The organism is Pseudoalteromonas sp. SCSIO 43210 (genome assembly GCF_054133285.1).
Window position 1 is genome coordinate 4889238 of record NZ_CP087225.1, and the last position, 18566, is coordinate 4907803.

Below are 18566 nucleotides of genomic sequence, written 5' to 3' on the forward strand. Positions count from 1 at the left end.
ATTAACTTACTGTTTATTATAATAAAAAAATAATGGCATTAAACTTGTTATTAGTTAATAGTCATCAACAAAAAAGCAGAGAATACACATGAAAAAATTACTATTAGTTAGCGCATTAATTTGTACACCAGCAGCTATGGCTCATAACGACAACGATTCTGCAATTTCATTTAGCAGCGATGAATGTAACGTCGAATTTAAAAACGACGTACGTATTAAACCAAACGAATTAGAAATTTTTACTGCCAATAATAAAACCATGCTATTTAATACCCATGGTGACTTAACCGTAAATGGCGAATTTGTAGCACTTAATAACTCACAACGCGAAGCGCTAACCAAGTACTCTGATAGCTTACGCACTCAATTGCCTGAAGTAGCTAATATAGCGCTTGAGGGTGTTAAAATTGCCGGAGTAGCATTAGAAGAAGTAGGCAATGCATTTAATATTGACGGTCTTGATAATATGTCAGAGCTTATGGACGACATTAAAATTGAAGTAGAAAACACATTTTACCAGCAAGGTACATTTGTCATGGGCCAACAAAGTTTTAATCAATTTGGCGAAAACTTTGAACAACAGTTTGAGCAGCAGATAGAAACAGCGGTTGAATCAGCAGTGATGCAATCAATGGGCAGTATTTTAGTTGCTTTAGGTTCTGAGTTACTTGGTTCAGGCGGTGATATGGATGCCTTTGAACAACGTATGGAAAATATGGGCGCACAAATAGAAGAAAAAGTAGAGCTACATGCAAGCGCACTAGAAGAACGTGCTAACTCTTTATGTGGAAACTTTGCTGATATTGCAAAACAAGAAGAGCAATTAGTAATGCAAGTGCCAGAGCTTGAAGGTTACCAGTTATTTAGCTTTAAACAAAATTAGTACAGCAAACGTTATTTAACATCCCTTTGGCAGCACTTAAGTTTACTTAAATGCTGCTTTTTTGTGTTTCGCAAACTTATACCAACCTGCATAAATCTTTGATCAATTTAACGAATTAAATTGCACTATAACTTCGTTAAAAATTTTTATTTAGAACAACTAGATACAAAACTTTTGCCTAGTTCTAGCGTAATTTTCTTAACGTTAAATAGACCCCATATATAAGCAGATTGGTATTACTTTTTAGCTAATAAAGTGAGCTTACCCAATGTAACTATTGCTTGCTCAATTTGCGCGCTCCATTGCACACCATAACTTAACCTGACGCAGCTTTTATATTTATTAGAGGCCGAAAAAACAAGCCCAGGGGTAATACTAATACCGACCTCAAGCGCAAGTAAAAACAATGTTTGGCTATCGTACTCGCCTCCTAAATCTAGCCACATTACGCAGCCTCCTTTTGGATTGCTTATACGTGTGTTTTTTGGCATTGCTTGTTGTAAGCACCATCGCATACGCTCTTTATTATCGCGCAAGCGCTGCCTAAGTACTTTTAAATTTCGGTCGTACTCGCCGCTGGCAATAAATTCAGATAACGTCCATTGGTTTATTAAAGAAGCAGAGCAACTTAGCGCTCTTTTATATCGCCTTGCTTGCGTTGCAAATTTGCCCGCAACTAACCAACCTACACGATAGCTCGGCGCTGCCGTTTTAGAAAAAGATGAGCAACTAATCACTAATCCTTTTTTAGAGTACGCTAAAGCAGGTGTGCCTCGTTTTGCCGTAAAATATAAATCGCCGTATACGTCATCTTCAATAAGCACTACGTCATGACTTTCAAGTAGCTCCACCAGCTGCTGTCTATTTGTATCAGGCATAAAGCTGCCCACAGGGTTGCTAATTGCTGTCGAGAATAAACACGCTTTTATGTCATGTTCATTTAAAGCGCGTTCCAAATCACTTAACCAAATACCATTATCTGGGCACAGTGGTATTTCGAGCGCTTTAAGCCCTAGGCTTTCTATTAACTCGATAATTCCGTGATAACAAGGCGTCTCAATAGCAACTACATCGCCAGGCTTTGTTACACATTTAAGCGCAATAGCCATGGCTTCTTGCGCACCATTGGTGATCACAAGCTCGTCCATATTTATGCCAATACCAAAATCTAAATAGCGATGCACCAATTGCTTTTTCAGCGGTACAAACCCATCTGTTGGCCCATAGTTAATAGCTTTACTGCCCGCAATTGTCATTACACGGCGCATGTTTCTGGCGAGTGCTTTATCGGTGGGTGCAGCAGCAATTGGATTAGCAATACCAAAAGGGACTACGTTAGCTTGATGAATCGCACTGTACACCTGCTCTATTAAGGCTTGTTTATTTACCACAACAGGCTCGCGACTTAATTTAACGCGCTTAGGCAAATTGCGCGCCATGCTTACGACTTTTAAAAAATATCCCGATTTTTCACGTGCTTCTACTAACCCCTGATCTTCAAGTACTTGATACGCTTGTTTTACGGTAGGGATACTTATGTTTAAATTATCTGCCATTTTGCGCAGTGATGGAAGTTTTTCGCCAGGCAGTAAAACCTGTTGGGCACTCATATCTCTGATCAACTGAATAACTTGTTGATATAAAAAATCGTGCCCTTGGCTATTTTTTTGTCTTATCATCACACACCAATCTGTATAGGTTATATTTTTACTTTTCTGTATATGGTAAGTATACAGATAGGTCTTAAAATAGCCATTCAATCGGGCTTTGGAGAGTAACCATGAAAAGTGCAGCGCTATACATTACAACAGTTTTAATTTGGGGTTCTACTTGGTTGGCCATCGAATTTCAACTGGGCGATATTGCGGTAGAGTTATCGTTATTTTATCGCTTTGCTATTGCAACGCTTTTAATGTGGTTATATGTCGCTTATAAAAAGCCGGATATGCGCTTTGCCTTAATCGATCATGTTTTTTTTGTTTTATTAGCAATCTGTAACTTTGGTTTAAACTACCTAATGTTATATTGGGCACAAAATTATCTGACATCCGCAATGACCTCAATTGCCTTTTCAATGCTGCTGGTCATGAACATAGTTAACACTCGATTATTTTTTGGTAAGCCAATCTCAAAACGAATTTATACAGGTGCTGTACTCGCTGTATTAGGTATTACATGTCTGTTTTGGCTACAGTTACAGCAGTTCGACTTGAGTAATGGTGCGTTGGTCGGGTTACTACTTGCCTTTGGTGGTACATTTGTGGCTTCATTAGGAAACATGGTAAGCGTTCGTAATTCTCGTAAGCAAATTGGTGTATTGCAAGGCAATGCATGGGGTATGTTATACAGCGCCATAGGTTTGGCTTTATATATATTAATGAACGATGTGCAATTTAGTTTAAACGCTCCACCAAGTTATTGGTTGTCACTATTTTATCTATCAATATTTGGCACCGTAATCGCTTTTGGTTGCTACTTTGCACTGCTAAGAAATATAGGCCCTGAAAAAGCCAGCTACGTTATTGTTTTATTCCCATTAGTGGCAGTAACACTGAGTAGCTTTTTTGAAGGCTTTGAATGGCATGCAAATACCTTTGCAGGATTTAGCCTAGTGCTATTAGGTAACGCCATTGTGCTTACCCCAACAAAACAAATTAATGCCTTTTTAGCAAATAGAGCAATGGCTAAAAGTGGCTCCGTCCCCAGTTAGACGCGTTATTTAACGCAACTAACGCAAAGCGCCTACAGTATGTAGGCGCTTTTTTATTACCAATATAGTGAAAAACAAATAAACTCATCATTGTAGTGCCATTGACTCGTTATAATAAACGCCATCATCAATGAACAATTTCAAATAATTTAAGCTGTTTTTTGATTATATATTTACCCACATTAGTAATTATCAATAACAGCAACTTTACTGATATAAAACATAGCCGCAAAGCATGAAGAAAAACACTTTAATCAAAATAATTTAATCTGAATAATTAGTCAAAAAAAACAAAGTAAAATGCATAAAAAACCTAAACAAGCACATAAGCCTTGCAATTATAGAGCAGTAGGTATTTTGTTTTTTAAATAACTATTCAAAACACTTATTTAAAAAGTAAAATTGAACGTATTTGAAAACTTTTCACATCAAAATAACTAATGCTTCACACTCAATTTTTATCGTTGTATTTTTAATCAGCTAACGTGCAAAATGCACTCGATTTCAACAGACAAACTCGGAGCAAGGTAATGAATCCAATTAATACATTAAACCAAACGGCATCTGCGCACATTGCAGTTAAACCAACTAACCGTAAAGCAAAAATGTTAGCTAGACTTAACACTATTGGTAAAAGGTTAGCACTTAGCGGCGCAGCTCAATATAAATAATCACCCAACCATGATTATTTTTGCGGTGCAGCAAACACTCAACCACTAAATGAAGCCTCTTCTTTAGCTCCCACAGTTTGCTGCAACCTATTTATTATTCAAAAACTGCCTTAATTTCCATTTATTTACAAAAAAAACCTCATTTACGTACAAATATTAGGCAAACAGTCATTTTGCTATTTACACAGCGGTATCACCTAAGTATTATTCTGCGTCACGGAGAGATGGCAGAGTGGTCGAATGCACCGGTCTTGAAAACCGGCATGGGTTTATAGCCCATCTAGGGTTCAAATCCCTATCTCTCCACCATATTTTAATTGGTGGCTTTTTTACTTCCATCAATACAACCGGTTATGCGTTGGAGAGGTGTCCGAGTGGCCGAAGGAGCTCCCCTGCTAAGGGAGTATAGAGTTTGTAGCTCTATCGAGGGTTCGAATCCCTCCCTCTCCACCATACTTAATTTAAACCACTTAATTGTGGTTTTTTTTGTGCCTAAAATTTATAAAAACTAAACAAATTGTGCCTTGTAATAACTTCGGGCATTATTAACACAACTTTAGCCACTTTAGGTTTAGCTATGATCCGATTCATATTGCTATCAGTTTGCGCGGCAGTTCCATTTTTTACCTTGGCACAAAGTACAACAGTGTATAAGTGTGTAATTAAGGGCGTTACTACCTTTAGCCAAACGCCTTGCGCTAAAGATGCACAAGTTATTACTCTTAAAGATATAAACGTAATTGAAGCATATAAAAGCTCTACGCCCGATAAAGGTATTAGCGACACCTCTGTGGATGACTACTTAGAGGTTCAACAAATAGAGCGTGAAATAAAGCGTCTTGAGCTATCTATTGCACAAAACCAAAAAGAATACGCAGCTAAAAAACAGCAGATAGATTACATGACTCAAGTGTACTAGCTCAGACTTGATCTGACAGTTACCCATTTTTCTAATGGTGACTGTTAGTTTAGATTTGAGCTAAATTCTTTTCTGCCCAAACCGTTTTTCCATCCAGTAATGTTTCAAGTGGTGTTCGACCGCAACATACTTTTCCTTGATGAGTCCGATCATTGTTGTAGTAATCCATCCATTCGTCCAGATCTTTTTGTAGTTCTTCCATTGAATCGTACAACTTTTTGCGGAATGTGATTTGATAGAACTCGTTTAAAATCGTCTTATGGAAACGCTCACAGATACCATTTGTTTGCGGGGACATTGCTTTCGTTTTTGTATGGTCGATGTCGTTAATTGCCAAATATAGCTGATAATCATGATGCTCAACTCGCCCACAATACTCAGTTCCTCGGTCAGTTAATATTCGAAGCATAGGCAATTTGTGACCTTCGAAATAAGGCAATACTTTATCATTGAGCATGTCAGCCGCTGTAATTGGCGTTTTCGTTGTGTAGAGCTTCGCAAAGGCGACTTTACTGTAGGTATCCACAAAGGTTTGTTGATAGATACGACCAACACCTTTAAGGTTACCAACATAAAATGTGTCTTGTGAGCCAAGATAACCGGGATGCGCTGTTTCAATTTCACCACAGGCTTCATCGTCATGTTTTTTCTTTTCTAGCGCAGCAACTTGGGCGTCAGATAAAATAATGCCTTCATTAGCGACTTTGTTTTCCAATGCTTTCAATCGTTTTTTGAAGTTTTCTAAATCGTGACGCAACCAGATTGAACGAACACCACTACCTGAGACAAACACGCCTAACTTACGAAGCTCATTGCTGGTTCTATGTTGACCGTGAGCAGGATATTCAACTGCATAGTTAATGACGGCTTGCTCTGTTTCTTCGTCAACGCGATTCTTTATATTTGGTGTACGGCGGTTCTTTTCGATTAATGCATCGATACCACCTTCATTAACGAGTTCTTGATAACGATAAAATGTATCTCGTGATACGCCCATGACTTTACAGGCTCTTGATACATTGCCTAGTTCTTCGGCAAGGTTAAGTAAACCAGCTTTGTGTTTTATGATTGGATTGTTAGTATGCAACATGAGAGTTACCTTTTTGTTTGTTTTGATTTAAAGATTCGACACCTTTATCAAAACGGGTAACTCTCACTTTTTCAAGTTGAATTGTCAGATCTTGTCTGAACTAATACAACTCAAGATAAAGCCAATCGTTTAGGCGCTTCGTCTATTGCTGATGCTATCGCAACTAAAACAAATTCGTTAAAGCAAGCTTACGACGCATCAATTAATCAAATGCAGCAAAAAATAGAGTCATTAAAACAAAGACAGCAGCAGCTTAGCCAAAACCCTTAAGTGCTCGTTTTACTATCGAAATAAACTGCTCAACGTCTTCTCGGGTATTATAAATATGTGGCGATACTCGTATCCCAAATTTACGAGCATCTACGCTGACTTTCGCTTTATTAAGCTCTGTAAGTAAATAGTCTTGCTGCTTGTTAAAAAATAAAATAACAGTCCCGCTGCATTTATCACTACCCATAGGTGATGCAACATATTCAGCTAGTTGCTCATGAATAAGCGTAAGCATAGCTAAATTATGATCCCTTACCTTGTGAGCAGTTAGCTCTGCAAAGTAATTAATGCTATTTGCAGCGATAATATAAGGCGCTACAGAAGGTGTTCCACCCCAAAACTTAAGCGCACTGCTGTTATATTTAAAATTATTAATATCGAACTCAAATGGATTTTGATGCGAAAACCACCCCACATCTTTAGGCTCACAGAACTTTATTTGGTTTTTGTTAACCCATAAATAAGCTGCACCTGGGCCACCACATAACCATTTAACGCTCGAGCCAATCATAAAGTCAGCATCGAGTATGCTTAAATCAAGCGGTATCACACCCGCTGACTGAGCAACATCAACTATTGATAAACTATTGGTTAATTTACTTATAGCTACAATATCGTATACCGGCGCCTGTACACCTGTATTTGAATACACATGACTTATAAAAACTAAATCGATGTCGGCGGTTATATAACGCTGCCAAACACTAATATCAGTTAGGTTTTCGTGCTCTGGTATAAACATAATTTGCGCACACTCTGGCAACGCTTTTTGCATTGCAAAACCCATGCTCGGAAAATCACTTTGCGCCATAAGCACTTTACAATTTTTTTGCTGTAATCGAGGGTGCGACATAAGCAACTTTGTTAAGCCACTTGATAAATTAACTTGAGGACAAAACTGCGAACTAGGCGCATTAAATAACTTACCAAGCGCGGTAGTAAATTGCTCAACTGCGGGCAGCCATTGTTGCCAAGGTTCTTTATTTGAGCTCTCCCACGGTAAAAAGTAGTGCTGTGCTAAATATTGCTGTGTATTTTTAAGAGGACGCCCTACCGAGTGGTTTAATAAATAACAGCCATCTGCCATACAAAAATCATTTTTAAGCATGCTATTTAACCCATTCTTTAAGTGTATTTAGATCGTCAAAACGTGTTTTTATATCGTCGCGTTTGGCACTGGCTCGCCTATCTCTTAATTTTTCGAGCGAATCAAGTAATACATGAAGCGGCGGACCACTTGCTGTTACCTTGCTCATATGCTGCTGTTGCATATTTTTTGAAGGCTGAGCAATAAATTTTTCAACCAATTGATTATGATGACCGACTGCGGTGTCGCCATGTAATTTACACACTTGAATAAATAACGTTGCGTGCTTTTTAAACCAATCTGTATTTTTAAATGGCTTGGCTTGTAAAAAGTCATCCATAAAGCTTTGCATACGCATAGCTTCTCGTAGGATTTGTTGATCCTCCGGCATCATATATAAAAATTTATCCACCAGCATTTGCGAGTAACTAGGCTCATTTGCGCTACATAGCCCTAGTAACATGTCAATCACATTAATACCTGCAAAGTCACCAGCATTTGCCCCTCTGTAAACCTCTTTACCTACACGGTACGGTTTATAATAAGGGCGAACGCAGTTAAAAAAGCGATCTGTATCGAGCTCAGAATAAAGTGCATTATTTGACTCAATTACATCTATAAGCGCTTGTTTAGCTACTTTTAATAACTCACCACACAAGGGGTGTGAAATACCTAACGGCAATATTTTTAATAAAGCATCACTTGCACGTTTATAGGCCAAAATACCTTGGGTGTTGTAATCAATAAATAGCTTTTCATCAGGTAAATTAGTAAACCGTTTATAAATACCGTTAAGTGCTTTGTTATGAGTAGTTAAGTGGGCGGTAGCAAAACGAGGGGTTACGCCAATGGATGCGCCTATATGCATAGCAAGCGCTGAGGCTTCAATTAGCGGGGAAGTAGTTTCTCTGCTTGGCTCAGTAATTTCATGGCGCCTACACGCCGCCATAAATAATCCTACGTTACCAAGTAAGTCAAAAGCGCTATCAAAGCCTTGATCTGTGTTTCCCTCGGCCAATAAATTGCTAATTAATGCGTTGCCTTCTTTTTCTAATTGTTGCTTTAAGGCCTCACCTATTCCTTCTACATTTGCTTTATCGGTTTGTTGCCAATAGAGCTGCTCAAGTTCACTATTTAAAGTGACAAACTCTGTTCGTATCCAGTGATCAAAAATAGCGGTATGTGTGTTCATTGTTGTGCTCTATTATTTTTATAGTTAAATGCTAACAGAGTTCAATGAGAGTAAAACGCCAAAAAAAATAGTAAAAACCATAATACTTAGCAATAATCACTACAAATATAAAAATAATTAATAAAAGCCGATAACTATGTTAGATAAAAAAGATCAGCAATTACTCATCGCACTGCAAAGCCAAGCCCGCATGTCAGTTTCAGACTTGGCTAGCAGCATTAATTTGTCTGATACACCTTGCTTAAGGCGTATAAAAAAGCTCGAACAAGAAAACATTATTACCGGCTACCACGCAGCCATTAACCCCAAAGCACTTAATCTTAATGTGCTGGTGTATGCGTTTGTGAGGCTAAGCCAAAACTCGGTAAGTGCTGCTGAGCAATTTGAGTACCATGTAGAAAAATTACCACATGTATTAGAGTGTTGTGTAATATCAGGAAGCTATGATTATCTATTAAAAATTATTGCACACGATCTTGAGAGCTATGAGAGATTTGTAAAACATCAATTAGGTGGTTTAAGTTGCATTGCTAATATAGAATCAACTGTCGTGTTAAAGCAGTCATTTAGCAAAAAGCAGTTACCATTATAAAAATTCCGCAAATAACTTACTGTTAGCTATACTGATATTTAAAAAATGAGAATAATAATCGCTTGGACCTTATGTGAAAAATTTTAACTCAAAATATCACTCTTTTATTTTTTACATAATTTTTGCCTTTGCATACTTCTTAGTCGGCATTGCACTCACTAAACTTGCTTTCAACTCACAAATAATTCCTATTTGGTTACCCGCCGGTATTGCTTTAGTGGGGTGTTATATATGGTGGTGGCGATTTATTCTGCCATTATTTATAGCTTCTATAGCTTTTAATCTTAATGTTTTTAATAACTCAGTCCATGAAATGGTACTCATTGGCAACTCATTTAATGAGGCGATGTACATCTCTTTTGGTGTTGTAATACAGGCAATGGTAGGTGCGGCGCTTTTAAAATTTTGGTTGGGCCATCCGTTACGCTTTAAAAAACGCAAAAATATCATTTATTTTATTGTTGTAGTAGCCATTTTAGTGAGCTTAATTTCAGCTAATTGTGGTGTATTTGCACTGAGTGAATTCAACCCTGTTTACAGTATTGATAATCACTGGAAAAATGTTACTTACTGGTGGCTTGGCGATACTTTAGGCGTTTTAATTGCCACTCCATTGTTACTATCTCTGCTACCACAAAAGTCGAATCAATATAATATATCTGTATTACCGACTCTTGCAGTATGTTCAGTTTTATTTTTCTCGGTTGCCGTTACAACTCAATTGTATGACCGAGAAAATCGTATCAATACGATTAAAATTGCTGAGCGTGAAGTTCACGTTATAGAAAATAGCTTATATAGGTACACAAATCGCAGTATTATTGCCGTGCAAAGTTTAGCGAGCCAAGTCCAATCATCATCGAAATTAAATCAGCAAGACTTTTATTCTTATGCAAGCCAACTACTCAAACAACATTCATTTATTAAAGCTTTATCGTGGAATGTAAAAATAGACCAAGATCAGCGCAATGCTTTTACTGAAGAAATCTCAAATATTTATCATTTAGATATTGATATCGTAGGTAAACCACTTGAGGATAATGACCCTCTCGTTATTGTTAAATATATTGCACCTTTTAACGGTAATCAAAAAGCGATTGGATTTAATGTCTTTTCAAATTCAGATAGAAAAGCATCATTACTCAACCCTGCCATTAAATATTTACCTATTAGCACTAAAATAATCCAACTGGTGCAAACCAAAGAGCCAAGCCCAGCTTATTTATTATTTGCGCCTGTGTACTCTCAAAGTATGAGTGGAGAAAAAATTAAAGGCTATGCCACTGGTGTGTTTTTAGTGCGCAGTATGATTGAACAAGCTATTTCTGAGCAACAATCAGACATGTTCTCGATTGGTATTTATGAAGATATAAACGAGCCTCCATTTTATACTAATTACTCAAAGAACCTCGACCAAGCACAAGGCAGTCGCCCAATGTCATTCAATGTCGACTTTGGTGGGCAACAATGGGTTGTAAAACTATCACTAAAAGAAAAGTTTTTATCACAGCACAATAGCCAACTCACTTTATTATTACTTATACTCCAAGTGGCCGTATGCTCATTAATTTTGATGGTATTACTACTATTTAATCAGCAGCAAATTGCGCTGACTCGCCAAGTAGCTGAGCGCACTTACTCTCTAGTACAAGCTAAAAAGCAATCTGATTTAGCTAACCAAGCTAAAAGTCAGTTTTTAGCGAATATGAGCCATGAAATACGTACGCCGTTAAATGCTGTAATTGGCTTTTCGTCTCTGGCGCGTAAAGAAGATAACGCAAATACACTCATTGGCTATTTGGATAAAATAAACTCATCTTCAAAAAGCTTGTTAAATCTAATAAACGATATTCTCGATATATCAAAAATAGAATCACAACGCTTAGTTCTTGAATATATCCCATTTGATTTAAATGCACTTGTACAGCGTATTAATACCATGTTTGAACAAAGCGCTATAAATAAAGGCCTTGATTGGAAAATTAACTGTAAATTACCAGCCGACACATGGTTTATTGGCGATTCTATGCGGATAGAGCAAATACTGCTTAACTTATGCAGTAATGCTATTAAATTTACAAAAAAAGGCAGCGTTACACTAAATATCGATACCGAGTTTGTATCTACCAATGAAGTAAAAATAACAATTAACGTTGTTGATACTGGTATAGGCATTAAATCAAACCAACATAACAAACTGTTTAATGCGTTTACTCAGGCCGATAGCTCTACTTCACGGCAGTTTGGAGGGACTGGCCTTGGTTTAACCATCGCTAGAGAGCTGAGCCAATTAATGAACGCCCAAATAACGTTGCAAAGTGAATTAGAGCAGGGATCTACTTTCACATTTGAGATACAGCTAGAAACAACAGAGCCAGAAGAACTCCCAACCATAACGACTGCAAATACCAATGCTGCATCTTTAAGTATTCTTGTTGCAGAGGATAATCCTGTAAATCAAATGGTCATTAAAGCAATGCTTGGGTCGCTAGGTATTGTGCCGCACATTGTTGAAAATGGTGAGCTGGCGGTCAACATTGTAAAAGAACAACATTTTGACTTAGTGCTTATGGATTGCCAAATGCCCATAATGGATGGTTATAGAGCCACGGCACTGATCAGGCAATTTAAAACAGACGAAGAGCTCCCTATCATTGCTTTAACCGCCGACGTTATGCCAGAGGATAAAGCACATGCACAAGCTGTTGGATTTAACCAGCATCTTGCAAAACCGCTTGAACTCAGTAAGCTAACCGAGTGTCTTGTCCAATATGCAGAAGTTAATGAACAATAGTGGTTTAATTTTAAACATATTTTTTGGTTTTAATTTAAGTGTTTTTTCGCATATTGTTGTCGCTCAAAATTGTATATCGCAGGCGAGCGACTTCAAATTTATAACAAAAAGTAAGCAACAAGGCTTATTACGCTTTGAAAATGAGCACAATCACCAGCGTTTTAATTACCACGCCCTTTTACCATTCAATCATTACTTAGATTATGCGTATAAACATATAAATAAAGCCAATCCCCGTGCAAATATGCCATGCCCCGTTATTACACAAACGTATCAGCAATTAGTGACACAAGGTACGCGAAAATCAGACCCTACTATTGTAGATATTATTGCCCCTTTTGAGCTTACGCATCCAAGCAGTAATAAAGTTGCACTATTAATCCACGGGTTAACTGACTCACCCTTTACGTATCACGATTTAGCACAAGTGTATTATCAGCAAGGCTATACCGTGCGTACTATATTATTACCAGGGCATGGAAGTGCCGCAAGTGCTTTACTCAATGTAGAGGTTAGCCAGTGGCAACAGGCAATCAAGTACGGAGTTGAGCGATCGATGCAAGACTTTGATGAAGTGATACTTGCAGGTTACTCTACCGGTGCAGCGTTACTTATTGATTACGCAACCAAACACACTGTTTCGCCTAAAATTAAAGCGCTTATGCTTTATTCGCCCGGCTCTGAGCCGCATAATAAGTACGGCTGGATAGCAAAGTGGATTGATGCCATACCCTTTGTTAATTGGATAGATAAAGACGCCGATGTAGACTTTGCTAAGTATGAATCATTTCCTTTAAATGCAGCTGCCGCTTCATACGATGCAATGTCACTTGCAAGCGTAAGTAGTTTAAACAAACGCCCTGCACTTAAATTGCCTATTTTTAGTGTACTTTCCGACATTGATACCACGATAGATACGCGTGCCACGCTAAAATTATTAAGTGCGTTACACAAGGGTAATTCAGTAAAATATAAGCCACTCGATACTTTAGTACTTTATGGCAAAACCGATATTTTACCGCCAGACTTTGCTAGTGACTACACAGTAAATAACCCGCAATGCACAACACCTCAATGTAAAAAAGTTCATGGTATGTCGCATATTGCTGTTGTTAACTCACCGAAAAATCCACATTATGGAATTAACGCAACCTATCGTAATTGTGGCAGCTTTATTAACGATGAGTCCCTGTACAAAACATGTAAAACAACAACAAAACCACAACTAGGAGAGCGTACAAGCGCCAACTTAAAACACTATCCGGCTTTACAACGCTTAACTTATAATCCTCATTTTACCGAGCTTAAAATGCAAATTAGTACGTTTATTAAAAATGTAGAACAGCTTAGAACAACTACAAGGTAAGTAGTCATGGGAACGTTTTCGCACCAATGGTTTAGCAGTATTAATGAGATTGTTCAGGCGCAGTGGCAACGTTTATTTGGTGATGAACCATTTACTCAACATGCTTTTTTATATGCCCTTGAACAAAGCCAATGCGTAACACAAAAAAGCGGTTGGCAGCCCCATCACCTCGCTATTTTTGAAGATGATACGCTCGTTGCACTTGCACCCGGGTATTTAAAAAGTCATTCATATGGCGAGTACGTATTTGACTGGGCATGGGCTGAGGCATACGAAAAACACGGTTTAGAATATTATCCCAAGTGGCTATCTGGCATTCCCTTTAGCCCTATTGAAGGCAAGCGTATTGCTATCGATCACGCTAACCCAAATGCGGTGTATCAGTACATTACAGAGCAACTTAGCATACACAGTGCTGAGCAAAAGTGGTCGGGTTGGCATGTTAATTTTTGCGACCAAGCCCAAGCGACTTCATTAACTGAGCAACACGCCATGTTAAGAGTGGGTGTGCAATTTCAGTGGTTTAATAAAGGTTTTGAAACCTTTGACGACTTTTTGCAAATACTTAGCTCACGAAAACGTAAGTCACTTAAAAAAGAGCGAGCTAAAATAGCGCAACAAAATATTGATATTGAATGGCTGCAAGGAACGCAAATTACGCCCGAGATAATGCAATTGTTTTGTGAGTTTTATCAGCGTACCTACTTAAAGCGTTCTGGTCATTTGGGCTATTTAAATATGGAGTTTTTTACGCTTTTACATGCCTTAATGGCTAATAATCTCGTTATTATGCTGGCCAAAAGAGACGATAACGTGATTGCTGCAACACTCAGTTTAGTAGGTGCAAATACGCTTTATGGGCGCTACTGGGGAGCAAGTGAGGAAGTAGATTCGCTTCACTTTGAGTTGTGTTATTACCAAGGTATTGAGTTTGCAATAAAACATAAACTCAACTGTTTTCATTCGGGTGCACAAGGTGAGCACAAAATAGCACGCGGATTTGAACCCGTACTTACCTACTCTGCTCACCATATTGTTGATGGCGATTTCAGTAATGCAATAAGCGACTACTTAAAGCGTGAACGCGGCCATATTGATATATATAAAGAGCAATGTAGCTCATTACTGCCGTTTAAAAACGAGTAACTGATTATTTGCAGGCATGGCAGTATCGCTAATAAGCGTAAGCCCTGCTTGCTTAGCTAGTTGTTCAACTGCTTCAAAATCTCTTATTCCACTTAACGGATCGCGCTCTGTTAAAAAGGCACTAAAGTCATCATTACTTGGGCTGGTAAATTCATCTTGGTATTTGAATGGCCCATAAATACACAACATACCGTCGCTATTTAAGTGACGTTTAACACCGTCAAAAAAACGTTCAACTAATTGCCAACTTACAATATGAAATGTGTTTGCAGTATAAATAGCGTCAACCTTATCTATTGGCCACTCATTATTTAAATCAAGCTCAAGTGGTGCATGTAAATTAGTTAAATTAGCTTCGTGGTGCCATAAATTAATCCCTTCGTGGTTTATAGCGCGATCACTTGTATGCCATTGTAAATGTGGTAATTGTTCTGCAAAAAACACACTATGTTGGCCGGTTCCTGAGCCTATTTCAAGCAATACTTTCGTTTTATTAAGTACCTGAGTAAGCACTTTTAAAATAGGCTTTTTGTTATTTTCGCAAGCTTGTGAGAAAGGTTTAGCCATTACTTTGCACCAAATGAGAAGCATATTGCACAACAATATCGCAAATTGCTAATTTTGGGTAACTAAAATTGTATCGAGTATTTATAAAGACTATTAAATTCATAACTCTACAACTAATTTAAGGCAGTGGTATGTATTATGCTTTAGTTATATTAACCCTTACTTGGGTTAATTTATGATTTAATTAATAGGAAAATATTATGCATACTCCCTCTTATACAGCTGTAGATGCAGCTGTTGCTATAATTGAAAAAACCACCGACGATCATAGTTATGCCGTTGATATGAGAGCTACAGTAATCGATTTACTTTCGCATCCTAAACATAATCAAAAGGCGATAACAAAACATGAAACAGATCAGATATTTATTCTTGGCTACAATTAAAACTCAAATTAATATCGCAAATAATTTTAATAATAACTGTTTACACTGAAACCGATTAAATGTAATGATAACTATTATCGTTAACTTAAGTCGGTTTTTTTATGTCTTCAAATCATGCACAGCATCGCTACCATCAAGAACTCTCTTGCCATTGCTTAAGACCCGGCCTGCATGCACCCATGCTCGTTGCCGATTACATAGAAACCGCCCTAAACGTCGCCAAAAACTTTGAACAACAGCGAAATCCTTTGCTTCAAGAGTTTTATCTTAGGCGCACACACCATGAAATTATGAACAAAATGTGCGACCCTCTTATCCATAATGCTATTCGTAAGCAATGTTTAGAGCAGTTATACAAGCCATTATTAGCATTGAAACGGTTTTATAAAGTGCATAACAATACTGCACAATTTTTAATACTGGAGCGTGAAGCTCGTATTCTTAGCCACGAATTCAACCCTTTTTAAGGAGCACACTTATGAGCAACTTTAGAACAGAATCAGACAGCATGGGCGAGCTACAAGTACCTACTGATGCGCTCTATCAGGCGCAAACACAACGAGCAGTTAATAACTTTGCGATTAGTGGCCTTTCTATGCCAAAGCAATTTATCACTGCACTGGCTTATATAAAGCAAGCCGCTGCACAAAGTAACTGCGAGCTTGGCCATCTAAGTAAAGACAAAGCAAATGCTATTGAGCAAGCTTGTCAAAGTATTATTGATGGCGAACACATTGAGCATTTCCCCGTTGATATTTTTCAAACAGGTTCGGGCACAAGCTCAAATATGAATGCCAACGAAGTTATTGCAACACTTGCTAGCCGATTAGGCAATGAAAGCATTCACCCTAATGATGATGTAAACATGGGACAAAGCTCTAACGATGTAGTTCCTACCGCTATCGCACTCAGTAGTGCAATAAATGTAGTGTATGAATTACTTCCTTCGCTTGAAAACTTATCGCAAAGCCTAGAAAATAAAAAAGCTGAGGTAGGCCATATAGTTAAAACGGGCCGTACGCATTTAATGGATGCAATGCCAGTTACATTTGATCAAACACTAAGTGCATGGCAGTCACAAGTTAATCATGCTGCAGCAGGAATTAGACATAGTTTAGAGCGTGTATGCGAACTTGCACAAGGTGGTACAGCGGTTGGAACAGGAATAAATGCAGACCCTAAATTTGCAGCAAAATTTACAGAAAACCTAAGTGCCAATGTAGGCATTAGATTTGCGCCTAGCAGTAACTTTTTTTATAACATAGGTTCACAAGACGCCATAGTTGCGCTTTCGGGGCAATTAAAAGTACTCGCTGTCGCACAAATGAAAATAGCGAACGACCTACGCTGGATGAACTCAGGACCACTTGCAGGCTTAGGTGAAATAGAGCTTGAAGCATTGCAACCAGGCTCGTCTATTATGCCTGGTAAAGTAAACCCAGTAATACCAGAAGCCGTAGCCATGGTAAGTGCACAAGTAATCGGTAACGACGCGACCATTACAGTAGCCGGCCAAGCGGGTAATTTTGAGCTGAACGTTATGCTCCCAGTCATTGCTTATAATATTTTACAAAGTATAGAATTACTTGCCAATAGCGCGCAAGCATTGGGCGATAAAGCCATTGCCAGCTTTAAGGTAAATCAGCCTAATATAGATAAAGCACTCGCTAAAAATCCAATTTTAGTGACGGCGCTTAATCCGGTGATCGGTTACGAAAAAGCAGCAAAAATAGCAAAGCAGGCTTATAAAGAAGCCCGCCCTATTATTGATGTAGCTGAACAGGAAACTGATTTACCGCGCGAAGAACTCGAAAAGCTACTTAATCCCACCAAACTAACGCAGGGCGGACTTTAATTACTTGATTATATAGTTTTTATTGCCGTAAAAAATGCACAGTGTATGATAGTGATGAATATTTCATCACTATCAAGGTTTATTATGCGTACCCCATTGTTAGCCATACTTTTACCTCTTTGTTTAACTGCATGCTTAGATAAAACACCAGCTGAAACAGATCAAGTAACAGTCACCTCTGAAACTGAAACATCAAAGCCAGTACTTCAAAAATTACAAGAGAATACTAAAACACAAAACAAATCAGTTGCTGAAAAAATCCCGAAAGCCGATTTAAAAGAAGTTTCAATAGAAGATATCAGAGCAGCTAAAACCGAGTTAAATACACTTATTGCAGACACGCAATGTGATACAAGCACGCAATGTAGGGTAAATGCAGTGGGTAGCCGCGCATGTGGTGGACCGAGTAGTTTCATTGTGTATTCAACAAAATCAGCGTCTGAAGAGCAAGTAACAGCCTTAAGTGATAAAGTTACTAAGCTTGAAAGTAACTATAATGCACAAAAAGGGATGATGAGTATTTGTCAGCATTTAACAACGCCAAGCACGCAGTGTGTTGAAAATAAATGTGTTAAACTTGAAGGCTCAGCGGTAAGTGCATTTTAAGGATAACGTTATGAGTTGTTTATCATCGGCAATTAAACTATCAATTTTAAGCGTTGCTAGCAGCATTTTATTACTAAGTGGTTGTGCTAGCACTATAACGTCAAGCAATGAACAAAGTAAAAACTTGTCTGACTTAAACTATGAGCTGAATGACATGGTGAGTGATAATAGCTGCACCGCTAGCTTTCAGTGCAAAGTGCTTGAAGTTGGCGCCCGCGCATGCGGTGGACCGAGTAAATATGTTGTTTACTCAACACTTAACACCCCGCAAGAAAAAGCTGAAAATATTGCGCAACTCATAACAAAGCAAGAAAAAATTAAAAATGCAGCACAAGGCTTAACCAATTGCTCCCCTGTACTTGAAGTACAATCGCTGTGTATTAATCAGCAATGTCAGTCGTTTGATATAAAGTAAATCAAACTTAATTTCAG

General features: G+C 38.1%; 17 protein-coding genes, 2 tRNA genes and 2 pseudogenes. 16 read left to right on the plus strand and 5 right to left on the minus strand.

Translation table 11 applies throughout. The annotated features are described in order from the left end of the window. Window positions 1-88: 88 nt before the first annotated feature. On the plus strand, window positions 89-883 hold the full coding sequence (locus LOS73_RS21165) for a YggN family protein (protein WP_457934269.1): 795 nt from the start codon (window positions 89-91) through the stop codon (window positions 881-883). A gap of 236 nt (window positions 884-1119) precedes the next feature. Here the strand turns inward: LOS73_RS21165 and LOS73_RS21170 are convergent, their stop codons facing one another. Next, window positions 1120-2562: an aminotransferase-like domain-containing protein gene (locus tag LOS73_RS21170; RefSeq protein ID WP_033032138.1), complete on the minus strand. Its 1443-nt coding sequence runs from the start codon at window positions 2560-2562 to the stop codon at window positions 1120-1122. A 101-nt stretch (window positions 2563-2663) separates the two neighbouring features. Here LOS73_RS21170 and LOS73_RS21175 point away from each other — a divergent pair, with 101 nt between their 5' ends. The 5 genes and pseudogenes from LOS73_RS21175 to LOS73_RS21195 all read left to right on the plus strand — a co-directional run. Next, complete coding sequence (locus tag LOS73_RS21175; protein WP_033032140.1) at window positions 2664-3593, plus strand: DMT family transporter; 930 nt, start codon at window positions 2664-2666, stop codon at window positions 3591-3593. Between the two features lie 530 nt (window positions 3594-4123). After that, entirely contained in the window at window positions 4124-4264 is a 141-nt protein-coding gene (locus tag LOS73_RS21180) for a hypothetical protein (protein WP_007377900.1), read from the plus strand. Window positions 4265-4482: 218 nt separating this feature from the next. Next, window positions 4483-4573: transfer RNA gene (locus LOS73_RS21185), tRNA-Ser, on the plus strand. 51 nt (window positions 4574-4624) lie between these two features. Next, window positions 4625-4717 (plus strand) — tRNA-Ser (locus LOS73_RS21190). Between the two features lie 124 nt (window positions 4718-4841). Continuing rightward, a pseudogene (locus tag LOS73_RS21195) lies at window positions 4842-5174 on the plus strand (DUF4124 domain-containing protein); the annotation flags it as partial. Between the two features lie 58 nt (window positions 5175-5232). Here the strand turns inward: LOS73_RS21195 and LOS73_RS21200 are convergent. After that, window positions 5233-6273, minus strand: coding sequence for an IS481 family transposase (locus tag LOS73_RS21200; protein WP_033032172.1), 1041 nt, complete (start codon window positions 6271-6273; stop codon window positions 5233-5235). 108 nt (window positions 6274-6381) lie between these two features. On the opposite strand from LOS73_RS21200, the pseudogene LOS73_RS21205 reads away from it, so the two are divergent. Further along, window positions 6382-6543, plus strand: a pseudogene (locus tag LOS73_RS21205) (RNA-binding protein); the annotation flags it as partial. Here the strand turns inward: LOS73_RS21205 and LOS73_RS21210 are convergent. After that, window positions 6527-7651, minus strand: a complete 1125-nt coding sequence (locus LOS73_RS21210) for an aminotransferase class V-fold PLP-dependent enzyme (RefSeq protein ID WP_007377902.1) — start codon at window positions 7649-7651, stop codon at window positions 6527-6529. The pseudogene LOS73_RS21205 and the gene LOS73_RS21210 overlap by 17 nt on opposite strands. A 1-nt stretch (window position 7652) precedes the next feature. Further along, window positions 7653-8822, minus strand: a complete 1170-nt coding sequence (locus LOS73_RS21215; RefSeq protein ID WP_457934270.1) for a PrnB family protein — start codon at window positions 8820-8822, stop codon at window positions 7653-7655. Window positions 8823-8958: 136 nt separating this feature from the next. Here LOS73_RS21215 and LOS73_RS21220 point away from each other — a divergent pair, with 136 nt between their 5' ends. The 4 genes from LOS73_RS21220 (at window position 8959) to LOS73_RS21235 (ending at window position 14720) form a co-directional block, all read left to right on the plus strand. Further along, window positions 8959-9414 (plus strand): Lrp/AsnC family transcriptional regulator, encoded by a 456-nt coding sequence (locus LOS73_RS21220; RefSeq protein ID WP_457934271.1) that lies wholly within the window; start codon window positions 8959-8961, stop codon window positions 9412-9414. Window positions 9415-9487: 73 nt separating this feature from the next. After that, on the plus strand, window positions 9488-12208 hold the full coding sequence (locus tag LOS73_RS21225; RefSeq protein WP_457934272.1) for an ATP-binding protein: 2721 nt from the start codon (window positions 9488-9490) through the stop codon (window positions 12206-12208). Then, window positions 12198-13574 carry an alpha/beta hydrolase gene (locus tag LOS73_RS21230; RefSeq protein ID WP_007377906.1) on the plus strand — a complete coding sequence of 459 codons (1377 nt, stop codon included), beginning with the start codon at window positions 12198-12200 and terminating at the stop codon, window positions 13572-13574. The genes LOS73_RS21225 and LOS73_RS21230 overlap by 11 nt, the downstream gene beginning before the upstream one ends. Window positions 13575-13580: 6 nt before the next feature. Further along, window positions 13581-14720 (plus strand): GNAT family N-acetyltransferase, encoded by a 1140-nt coding sequence (locus LOS73_RS21235; RefSeq protein WP_007377907.1) that lies wholly within the window; start codon window positions 13581-13583, stop codon window positions 14718-14720. Here the strand turns inward: LOS73_RS21235 and LOS73_RS21240 are convergent. Continuing rightward, the gene (locus tag LOS73_RS21240; protein ID WP_007377908.1) at window positions 14697-15287 is read right to left on the minus strand and encodes a DUF938 domain-containing protein; all 591 of its coding nucleotides are present in this window, start codon (window positions 15285-15287) and stop codon (window positions 14697-14699) included. The two genes, LOS73_RS21235 and LOS73_RS21240, sit on opposite strands and share 24 nt — an antisense overlap. Before the next feature lie 200 nt (window positions 15288-15487). Here LOS73_RS21240 and LOS73_RS21245 point away from each other — a divergent pair, with 200 nt between their 5' ends. The 5 genes from LOS73_RS21245 to LOS73_RS21265 all read left to right on the plus strand — a co-directional run bounded on the left by LOS73_RS21245 (window position 15488) and on the right by LOS73_RS21265 (window position 18549). Further along, window positions 15488-15673 (plus strand): hypothetical protein, encoded by a 186-nt coding sequence (locus LOS73_RS21245; RefSeq protein WP_007377909.1) that lies wholly within the window; start codon window positions 15488-15490, stop codon window positions 15671-15673. 101 nt (window positions 15674-15774) lie between these two features. Then, window positions 15775-16140, plus strand: a complete 366-nt coding sequence (locus LOS73_RS21250; RefSeq protein ID WP_232525492.1) for a hypothetical protein — start codon at window positions 15775-15777, stop codon at window positions 16138-16140. Between the two features lie 11 nt (window positions 16141-16151). Then, on the plus strand, window positions 16152-17528 hold the full coding sequence (locus LOS73_RS21255) for a class II fumarate hydratase (protein WP_457934273.1): 1377 nt from the start codon (window positions 16152-16154) through the stop codon (window positions 17526-17528). An 84-nt stretch (window positions 17529-17612) separates the two neighbouring features. Then, window positions 17613-18134 carry a hypothetical protein gene (locus tag LOS73_RS21260; RefSeq protein ID WP_007377912.1) on the plus strand — a complete coding sequence of 174 codons (522 nt, stop codon included), beginning with the start codon at window positions 17613-17615 and terminating at the stop codon, window positions 18132-18134. Between the two features lie 10 nt (window positions 18135-18144). After that, complete coding sequence (locus LOS73_RS21265; RefSeq protein ID WP_457934274.1) at window positions 18145-18549, plus strand: hypothetical protein; 405 nt, start codon at window positions 18145-18147, stop codon at window positions 18547-18549. Window positions 18550-18566: the final 17 nt, after the last annotated feature.